The sequence below is a fragment of the Streptomyces sp. NPDC007856 genome, assembly GCF_042868225.1.
GTDB lineage: Bacteria > Actinomycetota > Actinomycetes > Streptomycetales > Streptomycetaceae > Streptomyces.
In genome coordinates, this window is record NZ_JBIAEC010000007.1 from 142,909 (window position 1) to 156,547 (window position 13,639).

At 67.6% G+C, this 13,639-nt stretch carries 11 protein-coding genes and 1 pseudogene; 10 read left to right on the forward strand and 2 right to left on the reverse strand.

Annotated features, from left to right (window positions below):
* The first annotated feature begins 11 nt into the window (after positions 1–11).
* The 8 genes from ACFYOH_RS18675 to ACFYOH_RS18710 all read left to right on the forward strand — a co-directional run bounded on the left by ACFYOH_RS18675 (position 12) and on the right by ACFYOH_RS18710 (position 8,568).
* Entirely contained in the window at positions 12–635 is a 624-nt protein-coding gene (locus ACFYOH_RS18675) for an isochorismatase family protein (protein ID WP_388626824.1), read from the forward strand.
* Entirely contained in the window at positions 632–2,497 is a 1,866-nt protein-coding gene (locus ACFYOH_RS18680) for an anthranilate synthase family protein (protein ID WP_388626826.1), read from the forward strand. The genes ACFYOH_RS18675 and ACFYOH_RS18680 overlap by 4 nt, the downstream gene beginning before the upstream one ends.
* Positions 2,494–2,847 (forward strand): hypothetical protein, encoded by a 354-nt coding sequence (locus tag ACFYOH_RS18685; RefSeq protein ID WP_388626827.1) that lies wholly within the window; start codon positions 2,494–2,496, stop codon positions 2,845–2,847. The genes ACFYOH_RS18680 and ACFYOH_RS18685 overlap by 4 nt, the downstream gene beginning before the upstream one ends.
* An 11-nt stretch (positions 2,848–2,858) precedes the next feature.
* Complete coding sequence (locus tag ACFYOH_RS18690) at positions 2,859–3,680, forward strand: PhzF family phenazine biosynthesis protein (RefSeq protein ID WP_388626829.1); 822 nt, start codon at positions 2,859–2,861, stop codon at positions 3,678–3,680.
* Between the two features lie 13 nt (positions 3,681–3,693).
* Entirely contained in the window at positions 3,694–4,341 is a 648-nt protein-coding gene (gene phzG / locus ACFYOH_RS18695; RefSeq protein WP_388626831.1) for a phenazine biosynthesis FMN-dependent oxidase PhzG, read from the forward strand.
* A 106-nt stretch (positions 4,342–4,447) separates the two neighbouring features.
* The gene (locus ACFYOH_RS18700) at positions 4,448–5,548 is read left to right on the forward strand and encodes a phenazine antibiotic biosynthesis protein (RefSeq protein ID WP_388626833.1); all 1,101 of its coding nucleotides are present in this window, start codon (positions 4,448–4,450) and stop codon (positions 5,546–5,548) included.
* Positions 5,548–6,939, forward strand: a complete 1,392-nt coding sequence (locus tag ACFYOH_RS18705) for an aldehyde dehydrogenase family protein (protein ID WP_388626834.1) — start codon at positions 5,548–5,550, stop codon at positions 6,937–6,939. Before ACFYOH_RS18700 ends, ACFYOH_RS18705 begins: the two co-directional genes overlap by 1 nt.
* A 114-nt stretch (positions 6,940–7,053) precedes the next feature.
* On the forward strand, positions 7,054–8,568 hold the full coding sequence (locus ACFYOH_RS18710) for a GMC family oxidoreductase (RefSeq protein WP_388626835.1): 1,515 nt from the start codon (positions 7,054–7,056) through the stop codon (positions 8,566–8,568).
* 222 nt (positions 8,569–8,790) lie between these two features.
* On the opposite strand, the gene ACFYOH_RS18715 is transcribed toward ACFYOH_RS18710, so the two are convergent.
* Positions 8,791–9,771 carry an Lrp/AsnC family transcriptional regulator gene (locus ACFYOH_RS18715; RefSeq protein ID WP_388626837.1) on the reverse strand — a complete coding sequence of 327 codons (981 nt, stop codon included), beginning with the start codon at positions 9,769–9,771 and terminating at the stop codon, positions 8,791–8,793.
* Between the two features lie 273 nt (positions 9,772–10,044).
* Here ACFYOH_RS18715 and ACFYOH_RS18720 point away from each other — a divergent pair, with 273 nt between their 5' ends.
* Complete coding sequence (locus ACFYOH_RS18720) at positions 10,045–10,275, forward strand: hypothetical protein (protein WP_388626838.1); 231 nt, start codon at positions 10,045–10,047, stop codon at positions 10,273–10,275.
* Between the two features lie 242 nt (positions 10,276–10,517).
* Positions 10,518–12,109 (forward strand): annotated as a pseudogene (locus tag ACFYOH_RS18725) (ISAzo13 family transposase).
* A 688-nt stretch (positions 12,110–12,797) separates the two neighbouring features.
* Here the strand turns inward: ACFYOH_RS18725 and ACFYOH_RS18730 are convergent.
* Positions 12,798–13,352, reverse strand: a complete 555-nt coding sequence (locus ACFYOH_RS18730) for an NAD(P)H-dependent oxidoreductase (RefSeq protein ID WP_388626840.1) — start codon at positions 13,350–13,352, stop codon at positions 12,798–12,800.
* Between the last annotated feature and the right edge of the window lie 287 nt (positions 13,353–13,639).

Consider the following 13,639-nt stretch of genomic DNA (forward strand, 5'->3'; position numbering starts at 1 on the left):
GGGAGCCGTTGATGACGGGAATACCGCCGATCGCGCCTTACAGACTGCCGCCGAGGGATGCGCTGCCGGAAAACACCGTGCGCTGGACCGTCGACCCGGACCGGGCGGTGCTCCTCATCCACGACATGCAGAGCTATTTCCTCAAGCCCTTTGAGGACGGCATGCGCAGCGAATTGGTGAGTAACATCGCCGACCTCAAGAAGCGCTGCGGAGCGCTGGGGGTGCCGGTGGCCTACACCGCCCAGCCCGGCGGAATGACGGACCGGCAACGTGGGCTCCTGAAGGACTTCTGGGGCCCCGGCATGCGCACTGCCGAGGCCGACCGCGCGGTCGTGCCCGAACTCGAACCCGACGCGGACGACTGGATGAGCACGAAATGGCGCTACAGTGCGTTCTTCGGGTCGGAGCTGCTGCAGCGCATGCGCGCGCTACAGCGTGACCAGTTGATCATTTGCGGCGTCTACGCGCACATCGGTGTGCTGTCGACCGCTTTGGAAGCGTTCTCCAACGACATCCAGCCCTTCCTGGTCGCCGACGCGCTGGGCGACTTCTCCGAAGACCGCCACAAGATGACCCTCGAATACGCGGCACGGTGCTGCGCCATGGTGGTCCGAACCGAGGACGTGCTCGCATGAGCGCCCTGCTTGAGCAGGTTCTCGCGCTGGAACTGCCCGCCTTCGCGATCATCCACCGTCCCGAAAGCGGCTCCGCCGGCGCGCTGGACGTCCTGACCGGCCAGGTGACCGAGTACAAGTCGCTGGACGACATCCCGTTGGCCGACGACTCCGGGCCGGGTCCCGCGCTCGACACGCTGGTGCTCGTCCCCTACCGGCAGCTGGCCGATCGCGGCTTCGCCGCGCGGGACGACGCCACGCCCCTGCTCGGGATGAGCCTCACCGCTCGCGACACGGTGCCGGTTGCCGAAGCGCTCGCCGGCTTCCCGCAGGTCCCGACGGAATTGGCCGACGGACACTTCGACGTGGACGACGACGCCTATGCGCAGATGGTGCGTCAGATCGTCACCGAGGAGATCGGCACCGGCGAGGGTGCCAACTTCGTGATGAAGCGCTCGTTCGTCGCGGACATCGGCGACTACTCGCTGACCAGCGCCCTCTCGTTCTTCCGGCGGCTGTTGGAGCGCGAGGAGAAGGCCTACTGGACCTTCATCATCCACACCGGCCGCAACACTCTCGTCGGTGCGACACCGGAGCGCCACGTCTCGCTCGTCGGCGGCACGGCCGTCATGAACCCGATCAGCGGCACGTACCGGTATCCGTCCGGCGGCCCCAGCCTGCAGGGGGTCATGGAGTTCCTCGCCGACACCAAGGAGACCGACGAGCTCTACATGGTCCTCGACGAGGAACTGAAGATGATGGCCCGGCTGTGCGATGACGGCGGGCGCGTCCACGGGCCGTACCTGAAGGAAATGGCGCGGCTGGCGCACACCGAATACCTGATCGAGGGCAGGACCAACCGCGATGTGCGCGAGGTCCTGCACGAGACGATGTTCGCCCCGACCGTCACCGGAAGCCCGCTGGAGAGCGCCGCCAAGGTCATCTCGCGCTACGAGCCGAAAGGACGCGGCTACTACAGCGGGGTCGCCGCGCTGATCGGACGGGACGCGGCCGGACAGCAGACACTTGACTCGGCGATCTTGATCCGGACGGCCGACATCGATCCCGGCGGCCGGATGAACATTTCCGTGGGGGCCACACTGGTGCGCCACTCCGACCCGATGGCTGAGGCCGCCGAGACCCACATCAAGCTGGCGACCCTGCTCAACGCGCTCAAGTCCGACCGTTCATCCGGCTACGCGGCCAACCCGGAGGTCCGCGCCGCCCTGGAGCGCCGCAACGAGGGGATCGCGGACTTCTGGCTCCGGGACAAGGATGACCGCCCGTCGGCCGGGGCCTCGCTGGACGGCATGACGGCACTGGTCGTGGACGCGGAGGACACCTTCACCGCGATGCTCGACCAGCAGTTGCGGTCACTGGGGTTGTCCGTGGAGGTCCGCCGCTTCGACGAGCCGTACGACGTGGCGGCCTACGACCTGACGGTCTTCGGTCCCGGTCCGGGAGATCCGCGGATGACCTCCCACCCCAAGATCGCCAAGCTGCGGCAGTCGATCGACACCGCGCTGGCGAGTCGCCGGCCGATGCTGGCCGTGTGCCTGAGCCATCAGGTGCTCAGCACGAAGCTCGGCTTCGAGCTGCACCGCCGCGAGGTACCCAACCAGGGCGTACAGCGTGAGATCGAACTGTTCGGCGTGCCCGAACGAGTCGGCTTCTACAACACGTTCGCCGCGCACAGCGCGGTGAGCGAGCGAACCGTCGAAGGGATCGGCGTGGTCGAGGTGAGCCGAGACCAGGAGACCGGCGAGGTGAACGCGCTACGCGGGCCGGGCTTCGCCTCGATGCAGTTCCACGCCGAGTCGGTGCTCACCGTCGACGGCCCGCGCATCATCAGAGAGGCGATACAGGGGGTGCTCGGCCGATGAGAGTGGATGTCGTCTGGTGGGACCTGGCCAGGTCCCACCAGACCGTCGAATCCCTGGAGAAGGACCTTCGTGACGGCTCCGTCGAGCCGTGGCACGAGGTCAAGGGACTGCGCCTGAAGCTGTGGATCGCCGACCGTGAACGCGGCCGTTGGGGCGCGGTCATGTGGTGGGATCCGGACGTTCCGGCAGATCAGCAGCTGCCCCCCAACCGTGCGGCCGAGCTGATCGGGTACGCACCCGACCACCGCGCCAGCTTCGACGTCGCAGCGGTGGCCGAGGGGATCGACTCTCTCGGCCTCGCCTTCTCCGCCGGGCCCTCGATACCGGCACAAGCTGTGGAGCGCCGATAATGCACCGATACATGGTCGTAGACGCCTTTGCCAGCGAGCCGCTGCTCGGCAACCCGGTCGCCGTCTTCTTCGACAGCGAGGACCTGACCGGTGAGACGATGCAACGCATCGCGAAGGAGATGAACCTCTCCGAGGTCACCTTCGTGCTGCCGGCCGAGCAAGGCGGCGACGCACGGATCAGGATCTTCACTCCGGTGAACGAACTGCCGTTCGCAGGGCACCCGATGCTCGGCACAGCCTTCGCGCTCGGTCGGGCGTGGGGACGCGACAGGCTGCGGCTGGAGACCGCGATGGGTGTCATCCCGTTCGAGCTGGGCACCCGCGACGGCGCCGCGTGGGTCCAGATGGAGCAGCCGGTTCCCAGTTCGAAGCCCTACGATCTCGCCACGGAGCTCCTGGCCGCACTCGGGGTCGGGTCATCGACGGCCCCGGTCGAGATTTACCGCAACGGGCCGCGTCACGTGTTCGTGGGGTTGAGCGACGTCGAAGCGCTTTCCGCTCTCCACCCGGATCATCGCGCCCTCTCGCGCTTCCCCGATATGGCCGCCAACTGCTTCGCCAAGGCAGACGGGGGTTGGCGGACGCGGATGTTCTCCCCCGCCTACGGTGTGGTCGAGGACGCGGCGACCGGTTCCGCTGCCGGGCCTCTCGCGATTCACCTGGCCAGACACGGGTTCGCCGAATACGGGCAGGAGATCAAAATTACCCAGGGCGTGGAAATGGGACGCCCGTCGGTCATGAGGGCGACCGCCGAGGGGGTCGGCGAGTCAGTCAGTTCGGTCCACGTCGGCGGGCACGCCGTCATGGTTGCCGAGGGAACAATCAACGTCTAGCGGGGGACCTTTCATGGACGCAAGTGGATACGAGTCCCTCAGCGGGAAGGTCGACCTCTCCTTCCCCGAGTACGACCAGCCGCCGTCGGAGCCTCTCCAGCTGGTGCGCAGCTGGCTTTCCGAGGCACGGGAAAGCGGAGTCCGCGAGCCCAGCGCGCTGGCGCTGGCCACCGCGGACTCCCGCGGCCGCGCCTCCAACCGGATAGTCGCCATCACCGATGTCACTGACCTCGGTCTGGTGTTCACCAGCCACAGCTGCAGCCAGAAGGGACGCGAACTCGCTGCTACGGGGTGGGCGTCGGGTTTGCTGTACTGGAGAGAGACCGGTCAGCAGATCATTCTCTCCGGTCCCGTCGTGCTCCTGCCCGAGGCCGAGTCGGACGCCCTGTGGTCCGCCCGGCCGATTCCGTTGCACGCCATGTCGACGGTCACCCGGCAGAGTGAGCCGCTGGAGGACCTGGAGGACGTCGAGGCCCTGCGCGCCAGGGCACGCAGCCTGGAACTGACCGGGTCGCCCCAGCCCCGGCCGGAGTTCTTCGTCGGCTACCGGCTGCAGCCCGACGTCGTCGAATTCTGGTCCGCGAGCTCGGATCGGCTGCACCGCAGGTTGCGCTATGACCGCGACTCGCTCGAGTGGCGTACGAGCCGGCTGCAACCGTAGTCCCCGCTCTTTCGACAAACCCTCCTGGCGCTCACCGCCTTTCACCGCTTTGGCGGCATCGTCGTCGTGCCCGGATACGCCCGACCCTTTCCATGAGGAAGAGACCATGCCTTTTACCGCGGAACAGATCCTGGATCTTCCGTTCGATGTCCAGCCCGATCCGGACGAGTTCATCCGTGCCGCCATGGAGTGGCACTTCAATCCCGAGACCGGCTGCAAGTTCTGGCTGGACCGAGCCGCTACGCTCGGCTTCGATCCGCGAGCCGATGTCAAGACGTACGAGGACCTCCGGCTCTTCCCGAACGTGGCTGCGGAGCTTCGCGACGTCCGTGGCGAGGACCTGATTCCCAGGGGATACGGAAGCCAGCCCGACGTGGTCGGGTTCTTCGAAAGCGGCGGCACCACCGGCGCCCCGAAGCGGGTCGTGCTGATGCGGGACTGGCTGGACCGCATGGTGAGCTGGAGCAACGCGAACCTCGACCGCCACGGTGTGCCGCGCGGAGGGAACTGGCTGGGAGTCATCCCGACCGGGCCGCACGTCGTGGGCACCCTGTTCCGGCAGCACGCCGTCACGCACGGCCGCCATGGCTTCACGATCGACCTCGATCCGCGCTGGGTGAAGCGGCTCATCGCCGACGGTCAGTTCGGGCAGGTCGACGCCTACGCCCAGCACCTCATCGACCAGGCCGCCGACGTCCTGCGGACGCAGGACGTCGGCCTGCTCACCATCACGCCCCCGCTGCTGGAACGGCTGGCCAGGAACGAGAAGCTGGTCGCCCTGGTGAACGAGCGGGTGAAGTGCATCAGGTGGGGAGGCACTCAGATGGACGCCGACTCCCGGCGCATCTTCAAGACCGAGGTGTTCCCCGAGGTCGCGCTGTGCGGCGAGTACGGAAGCACGATGATCATCGGGGTTGCGGGCGAGCGTGCCGGGATCTCCCTCGACGATCCGTGCGTCTTCGACTCGTTCTCCCCCTACGTGACCTTCACGGTCGTCGATTCGAAGAGCCTAGAGCCGGTGCCCTACGGAGAGCGGGGCCGGGTGCTGGTCAACCACGTCAGCAAGTCCTTCCTGCTGCCCAGCAACCTGGAACGTGACCTTGCCACTCGCATTCCGCAGGTGAACGACTTGGTCGGGGACTCGGTCGCCGACATCTCCACGGTCGCGGTGTTCGAGGACGAGGACGTCATCGAGGGGGTTTACTGATGATCGACCTGCCCGCGCTCGGTGCAACGGGCGCCTTCCGCGCCAGCAACAGGCAGACGGTCACCGATGTGGCAGGCACTGCCCTCGCGGAACTGAGCCTCGTGCCGCCGTTGTACGTCAACCGCACCATGGCGGCGCTGCGCCGGGGCAGCGCCATGCCGGCCGACGAACGGGCCGACGCGATGATCCGTGCGGCCACGCTCTTCGCGACCGCGACGATCGACGGCCTGACCGTCGAGGAGTACCAATACGCTGTCAGTAGGGTCGGTGGTGTCCCGATCTCCTCCGTCGTCGGGGCGACCACGACGGTCGCCGAGCGGGTGGCGAAGGCTCATTCGAGCGTCCAGTACGCGCGCCCACAGGGGGCGGTCGACAACTGGCGCGATCCGCTGACGCGGACCGGGCGTTCGGTGTGGGCACGGCGCGGAGACGTGTTCGCCGTGCACGCCGCGGGCAACCATCCCGGCACCCACAGCATCTGGCCGGAGGCACTGGCGCTGGGCTACCGCGTCGCGGTCCGCCCGTCCAGCCGCGATCCCTTCACGCCGCACCGGCTTGTGACGGCACTGCGGAGCGCGGGATTCGCCGACGACCAGGTGGTGCTCCTGCCCACCGACCACGCCGGTGCCGACGCCATTCTGCGCGGCGCCGACCTGGGGATGGTGTACGGCGGCGAGGAGGTGACCCGCAAGTACGGCGAGGCCGCGACGGTGCTGCCGCAGGGGCCGGGTCGGTCGAAGATCCTCATCACGGCCGATGTGGACTGGCGCGACCACCTGGACGTGATCGTCGCGTCCGTGAGCGGCCACGGCGGGACGGGATGCGTGAACACGACGGCCATCTTCGTGGAGGGCGACCCGACTCCGCTCGCCGAGGCCGTCGCGGCGCGGTTGTCCGCGATGCCCTGTCTGCCGCCCGAGGACGACAAGGCCGTACTCCCCGTACAGCCGGTCGCGGTCGCCAAGGCGATCGAAACGCACCTGCTCAAGAAGGCTGCGGGCGCCCGGCCCTGGCTCGGCGGCGACGGCATCGTGGGCGAACTCGGGGACGGGAGCGCCGCGCTGATGCCGGCCGTCCACCAACTCGACGATCCAGCCGCTCCGCAGGCAGGCGTGGAACTGCCGTTCCCTTGCGTGTGGATCGCGCCGTGGACACCCGAGGCCGGTACGGAGCCGCTGAAGAACACGCTCGTGCTCAACGCGATGACTCACGACACCCAGCTCATCGACCGCCTGCTCGACGAGCCGACCATCAGCAACCTGTACCTGGGAAGCCAGCACACCTACTGGATGGATCCCTCGGTACCGCACGATGGCTACCTGGCCGACTTCCTCATGCGGAACAAGGGCGTCATCCGGAACGGACTCCCCGTGCCTGCCAGCCGCCACTGAAAGTGGTTCCGGCAACGTTCACGTTCGCACCGTGAGCGTGGTTCCGATATCGCCCGCGGCGGCTCGCCACCGGGACGCTCCCTCCAACTCCAACGAGATCGAAAGGGTCATACCTTGTCCCACTCCGTCGAACCGGCCGACGTCCTGATCGTCGGCGGCGGGTCGGCCGGCGCAGTGCTCGCCGCGCGCCTGAGCGAGAACCCCGCCCGGCGCGTCGTGCTGCTCGAGGCCGGGCCGGACTACGGCCCCACCCAATTCCCCGACGCGCTGCTCGACGCCAACCGCATCGCCGATCTCGATCACGACTGGGGATACACCTCACGGGGCGGGCGACTGAGCCCCTCGATGGTCGCTCTGCGCGGCAAGGTGATGGGCGGGAGTTCCGCCGTCAACGCCGGCGCCGCCCTCCGCGCCCGCGCCCGCGACTTCGCCCGCTGGGCCGGGAACGGGCTCGACGACTGGAGCTTCGCTGACGTGCTGCCGTACTTCCGCGCCCTGGAAAACACCCCCACCGGCGAGGACGAGTTTCACGGGCGAAGCGGGCCGATGCCCGTGCGCCAACTGACCGACTCCGAGCTGACCCCCGCGCACCGTGGCTTCATCGACGCCGCAGTCGCCCTTGGCCACAAGCGGATCACCGACTTCAACGGTGCCGAGCAGGACGGCGTCGGAGCCTTCGCGGTCAACGTCCTCGATGGGATCCGACAGAACACCGCACTGGTCTACCTCACCGCTGAGGTGCGCGCTCGCCCGAATCTCACCGTGCACGGCGCCGTCACCGTCGACCGGGTCCTGTTCCGCGGTGGCACTGCGACCGGAGTGGTCACCGCCGACGGGACCGTGCACAATGCCGACGAGGTGATCCTCTCTGCCGGGACCTATGGAAGCGCGGCGATCCTGCTGCGCTCCGGCATCGGCCCCGCCGGCGAACTGGCGTCTCTCGGCATCGAGCCCCTCGCCGACCTACCCGTCGGACAACACCTGCAAGACCACCCTTTCTGCCCCGCGGTCTATGCACTCGCCCCGGGACGAGGGGAGATGGCTCCGGCCCTCGGCGCGCTGCTGTGGACCGCCTCCAGCGAGGCCGCGGACGGTGAACTCGACCTGAACGTCGTCGCCGTGCATCCCAACGGGGCTCCGTTCATGCCCGCCGGCGGCGTCATCGCCCTGTCCACGGCTCTCGTGCTCCCCGACGCGCAGGGCACGGTGCGCCTCGCCAGCCGCGATCCGCTTGCCCAGCCCTTGATCGACCACAACTACCTCGGCACCGAGCGCGACCGCCGACGCATGCTCGAAGGCGTACGAATCGCCCGTGATCTGGCCCGCGACCCGGCACTCGCGCCGTCGCTCGCAGGGCTTCTGATGCCGCGCGAACTGCCCGACGACGCCGAGGAACTGACGCGGGTGATCGAATCCAGCCTCTCCATCTACGGTCACCCCACCTCCACCGCCCCTATGGGTGCCGCCGACTCGCCTCAGGCCGTCGTCGACTCCCGCGGAGCCGTGCACGGACTCGCCGCCCTGCGTGTCGTGGACGCCTCGATCATCCCGTACGTGCCCTCCAGCGTCACCAACCTCACCACGATCATGCTCGCCGAACGCATCGCCCACCTCGGCTACAACCACTGATACCCATAGGCTGCCGAGAGGCCGGCCACTCACCTTGATCATTCTGGGGCCGAGCCCCAGGCCCCGCGTTCCTGTACGTCACCGCCGCTTCCCTGGCTGAACCCGACGGGAGTTCAGCCAGGGAAGCTCGGCTTGGGGCGCGGCGAGCGCCGCATCCGATGGGTGCGGTGGTTCGGCGCACTTCACGCAGGCGCCAGGCCACGTGGAGGCTCGGAACCCGCGTCAGGCTGAATTGCTGCGTCTGGGGCTGCTCTGCAGGAACGGACTGCAGGTCTTCAGGGTCCTCTGGACGGGACTTGTTTCGAGCATGCGGATGGAGTCCAGCGCGCTGAGCCTATCGGCCAGGTAGTCATGCAGTTCACTGGGACTCTTGCACAGGACGAGGCCCACCAGGTTGGTTGGGCCGGTGGTGGAGGCCAGGAAGGCTAGCTCCCTGTGCTGGATCAGGGTGCTCGCTACCTGGTTCAGGTGCGCGGGGGCGACCGACATCCACAGCAGGGCTTGCGTGGTGATGCCGTATACCTCCGCACTTATCTCGACGTCGAAGGTGAGCATGCCGCTGGCCTGCAAAGCAGCGAGTCGGCGCGTAATGGTCGAGGGAGACTGGCCGGTCTCGGCGGCGAGGTCTGTGTAGCTGATGCGGCCGTTGTTCTGCAACGCGGCCAGGAGGTGCCAGTCCGCCTGGGTCAGGGATGAGCGGAACTTGGGCTCGTCAGCGTCATCTGACGAGTCGAGTGCTCGGCACAGTTGTTCCTGCTGCTCGTTGGTGAGAGCGGTAGTGTGCCCCTGCCAGGCGGTGGGACCGCCTAAGTAGGTATGCAGCAGGCGGTGCGCCGACACCTCGGCGATGTTGGCCACACGGGGGATCTCGCGGAACAGCAGCGTATGGTGCGCCGCGGAGCTCATGACGAAGCAGATCTCGGTTCCCCCGGACACGAGCCGCACCCAGGTGGTGTCGTCCCGCCGAGCCAGGCTCTGCGCGACACTCTGAGCGGTGTTCGGGCTGGCCGTGAGCCTCAGAATCCACTTCCCACCTGACGCTTGCCGCGGGTTCGCCACCCCGACAACGCGAAGCGACAGCTCGCTGCTCAGTCGCCCGTAGCGACGAGCGACTGTTTGCGTGGAGACGCCCAGAACCTCGGCGATCCGGCTGAACGGCGCCCGACCGTCGATACGCAGGGCATGAATAATACAGTGGTCCAATTCATCGACTGCGGGGACCGTTGGCTCAGAAAAATCGCCCACTGGCCGTCTAGGGCCAGGAACGCTCAGCACGGTTTGCGGCACCAGTTTCCCCCCGGGTAGCATGTGGCATGACCTCGTCAAGGACTTGACTGTCGGCGACGGCGTTTTTCATCACCAGGGCCCCGGCGAGTTCCGTGCCATGGTGATGGTCAGCCAGTTCTCGTGATCGGTCATGCTTTGCCGGACTTGACGCGCGGGCATGGAGTCGCACGATCGTGGTTTGAGGAATACGTGTTCCGTATCACCAGCCTGCCGGCCTCGGACGCGAGACTCAGTGACCTGGCGGCTCGTCAACAGCTGCACTGGTCCGCCGAGTACCGGCACCACGTTCTGGAAGGCACCTTCGAGGAGGAGCGCCGCCAGGCCCGCACTGCGCGGCTGCCCGGGAACCTCTCCACCCTGCACGACCTGGCATTCCAATGCAGCCGCTGCCACTACACCAGCCCCCCGACCAGCTCATGAACCACTACGCACCATGACCATCACCACGAGGTGGACATCGATAGGTCAAATCGATAGGTCAAGAGGGACGCGCCGGGGTCCTGACTCATCGCCAGGGCTCGATCGGCGGAACCCACTAGGTCAATCTAGGAGGCGAGTGTACATGTTCTCGCTCTGCGTGGGTATGACGGTCTGCCCGGGGGGGCTGACGATTAATAACTTCGGTGTTGTGTGCGGTGGTTGCCTCGTAGGATCCCGGTGTGATGGAGGGGATCGAGGCGGCGCTGGTGGAGAAGTTCGCACGGTTGCTGCCGCATCTGGATGAGCGACGCCGACGTCTGGTACTCGGCGCGGATGCGCGGGCGCTGGGACGCGGCGGGATCCGGGTGGTGGCGCGTGCCGCAGGGGTTTCGGAGGACACCGTCTCGCGCGGGGCTGCTGAACTGGACGCAGGGATGTCGCCCTCGGTGCGCGTGCGTCGGCCCGGGGCGGGGCGCAAGCGGCTGCGCGAGCACGACCCCGGCCTGGTAGCCGCGCTCTTGGCGCTGGTGGAGCCCGTGAAGCGCGGAGATCCGGAGTCCCCCTTACGGTGGACGACGAAGTCGACCCGCAAACTGGCCGCCGAACTGTCGGCAAAGGGGCACCGCATCGGCGCGGACACCGTGGCCGCCATGCTGAAGGAGGAGGGCTTCTGCCTGCGGGCGGCCTCGCGGACCACCGAGGGTGCCCGGCATCCCGACCGGGATGCCCAGTTCCGCTACATCAACGACAAGGTCTGCGAGTTCACGCAGGCAGGCGAGCCGGTGCTCAGCGTGGACACCAAAAAGAAGGAGGTGCTCGGCGACTACGCGGTGGCCGGTCGTGAGTGGCACCGCGCCGGTCAGCCCGCGCGGGTCCGCACGCACGACTTCCCGGAGAAGGGCGCGCAGAAGGCGATGCCCTACGGGATCTACGACCTGGCCGCGGACGCCGGGTGGGTCTCGGTGGGCTACGACGGGGACACCGCGGCGTTCGCCGTGGCCACCCTGCGCCGCTGGTGGGAGGCGGAGGGACGGGCCCGCTACCCGGACGCGACCCGGCTGCTGATCACCGCAGACGCCGGCGGAGCGAACGGCTGCCGGGTGCGGGCCTGGAAGAAGGAGCTCGCCGACTTCACCTGCGCGGCCGGCCTGGAGGTCATGGTCTGCCACTTCCCTCCGGGGACATCGAAGTGGAACAAGATCGAGCACCGCCTGTTCTCCCGGATCATCACCAACTGGCGCGGCAGGCCGCTCACGAGCCATGAAGTCGTCGTTAACACCATCGGCGCGACCACGACCCGCACCGGGCCCACCGTCCGCGCCGAACTCGACCCCGGCGCCCACCCGACCGGCACCACCGTGCCCGACCACGTCATGGACCGGCTCCCCCTGGAGCCGCACGAGTGGCACGGCACCTGGAACTACAGCATCCGACCCGAGCCGCTCGGACCCGAACCCCCGCGCCCGGCACCGGAGTTCGGCCGCTTCCCCGCGGAGGACAAGGCTCCCGCATAGCTGCACCATCCCAGCCTGACCGGCATGGAGCCCGCCGCCTGGCAGACTCTGCTCGGCCGCTACCGCGACTACCGGGACGAGCACCCGCCGATCATGATCCCCGGCAAGAAGACCGGCCCCGGCACCGGCAGTCGCTACCTCTCCATCGCCGACCGCCTCCTGGTCTGCGTCCTCAAGAGACCCGCTGGTCCCTGCCCCAGCCGCCGCTGGCGTCCCTCCTCGGCGTCTCCGAGGCCATGATCGGCGCCCCGCCGTCCGCGACGTCGGCCGCGACCTCGCGGCTCTCGGGCCCACCGTACCCACTGGTGCCATCACCGTGACCACCGCCGAGCAACTCGCCGCCATCGCCGGACACACCCTCGTCCCGGAGAGCACCAAGATCCCGAAGTAATTTTCCGGCAGCCCCCAGGGCTCAGCGTGGGAGCGCAGGAACGTAGCCCAACTCGGTCCGTTACGTCGTGGGGCCGGGTCGATGCCGTGCCTCGTGAGGATCTCCCAGACGGTGGAGGGCGCCACCGTGATCCCGAGACCTGCCAACTCCCCGATACCCCCAGCCGTCGTACTGGCGGGCCATGCGCAGCACGAGCCTCGTGATCGAGGGATGCCGGCGCGGACGCCCCGGGTTCTTGCGCCGCGATTTCTCCGTCCAGCGTCGTTTCACCAGGTTCCGGTGCCACTTGAGGATCGTCGCGGGATTGACGGGAAGTCGCAGGCCCCGTGCTGGGCTCGAGGTATCAGAGCCAGGAACGCGGCGAACAACGCCCGATCCGCCCATGTCAGCTTCGGGCGCGCGGTCACGCGACGCTCGAGCAGCGCGACTTGGTGGCGAAATCGAAGGATCTCCGCGTCTGCTTCACCGAGCCTGAGTCGAGCTTCCTTCGCTGAACTCCCGTCGAGTTCAGCGAAGGAAGCGGCGGTGGCGTGAAGGAATGCGCGGCCTGGGGCTGGGCCCCGGAGCAACCATCGTGATCACTCGTGAAAGCTCGAAGAATTCACGAATAATCGAGGTCAGCCGACCGGCGTCTCACTGGTCGCGATGAGCCTGCGGTATTCCTTGGCGTCCAGGATGAGGTTCTCGTCCGACGGGTCGAACATCATGCCGTAGACGGCGTGAAAACCCTGGTAGTCAAGCTGGCAGAACTGCAGCGTTTGAACGACCGGGGCGAGGTACTCCTCGAGGGTCCGTCGGGCGAGGCCTTCCGCGGCGTAGGTCTCCGGGGTGCTGCCGACCGTGACGGCCAGCCAAGCCTTCTTGCCGTGCAGCGCGGAGGCGGAACCGTCGAAGGTGAAGGCGAAACCGTAAACCAGCACCGCGTCGAACCACGCCTTGAGCATCGAGGTTACGTTGTACCAGTAGACCGGGAACTGGAGAACGACGGTGTCGTGCTCGCGCAGCAGCTGCTGCTCGCGTGCGACATCGATGTTGAAATCGGGGTAAGCCTCGTAGAGGTCGTGGACGGTGACGTTGTCCAGGTCCTTGATCTCGGCGAGCCGGGTGGCGTTGGCACGGGATTCCGTGAGGTTCGGGTGGGCGACAATGACGAGGGTGCGATTGGTGGTCACTGACTGTTCCATTTCTCGTGTAGGACGCGAACCCGTGTGCGTCATCACTGTCAATGTTGGCGAGCGGGTCGGCCGTGTCCGCGGTCATGCGTTCTTCTCGAGCGCTTTGAGAGGGCGATCGTCTCGGAACGAGCGGCTGTGTCTCTGTAAGTAAAGGCGGTCGGTGATCCGAGCGGCGTTTGTCACGCAATATTGACGGACTCGTTCCACCGGCGACCGTCCCGGTGGTGGATATTCACGCGCACCCCCAACGCCCCGGGGCTTCGGCACAGTCGGCGGGCGTCCGG

Bases quoted from the DNA above. Each gene is read 5' to 3' on its own strand.
- ACFYOH_RS18675 (WP_388626824.1), top strand. From the start codon at position 12: ATGACGGGAATACCGCCGATCGCGCCTTACAGACTGCCGCCGAGGGAT.
- ACFYOH_RS18680 (WP_388626826.1), top strand. From the start codon at position 632: ATGAGCGCCCTGCTTGAGCAGGTTCTCGCGCTGGAACTGCCCGCCTTC.
- ACFYOH_RS18685 (WP_388626827.1), top strand. From the start codon at position 2,494: ATGAGAGTGGATGTCGTCTGGTGGGACCTGGCCAGGTCCCACCAGACC.
- ACFYOH_RS18690 (WP_388626829.1), top strand. From the start codon at position 2,859: ATGGTCGTAGACGCCTTTGCCAGCGAGCCGCTGCTCGGCAACCCGGTC.
- phzG (WP_388626831.1), top strand. From the start codon at position 3,694: ATGGACGCAAGTGGATACGAGTCCCTCAGCGGGAAGGTCGACCTCTCC.
- ACFYOH_RS18700 (WP_388626833.1), top strand. From the start codon at position 4,448: ATGCCTTTTACCGCGGAACAGATCCTGGATCTTCCGTTCGATGTCCAG.
- ACFYOH_RS18705 (WP_388626834.1), top strand. From the start codon at position 5,548: ATGATCGACCTGCCCGCGCTCGGTGCAACGGGCGCCTTCCGCGCCAGC.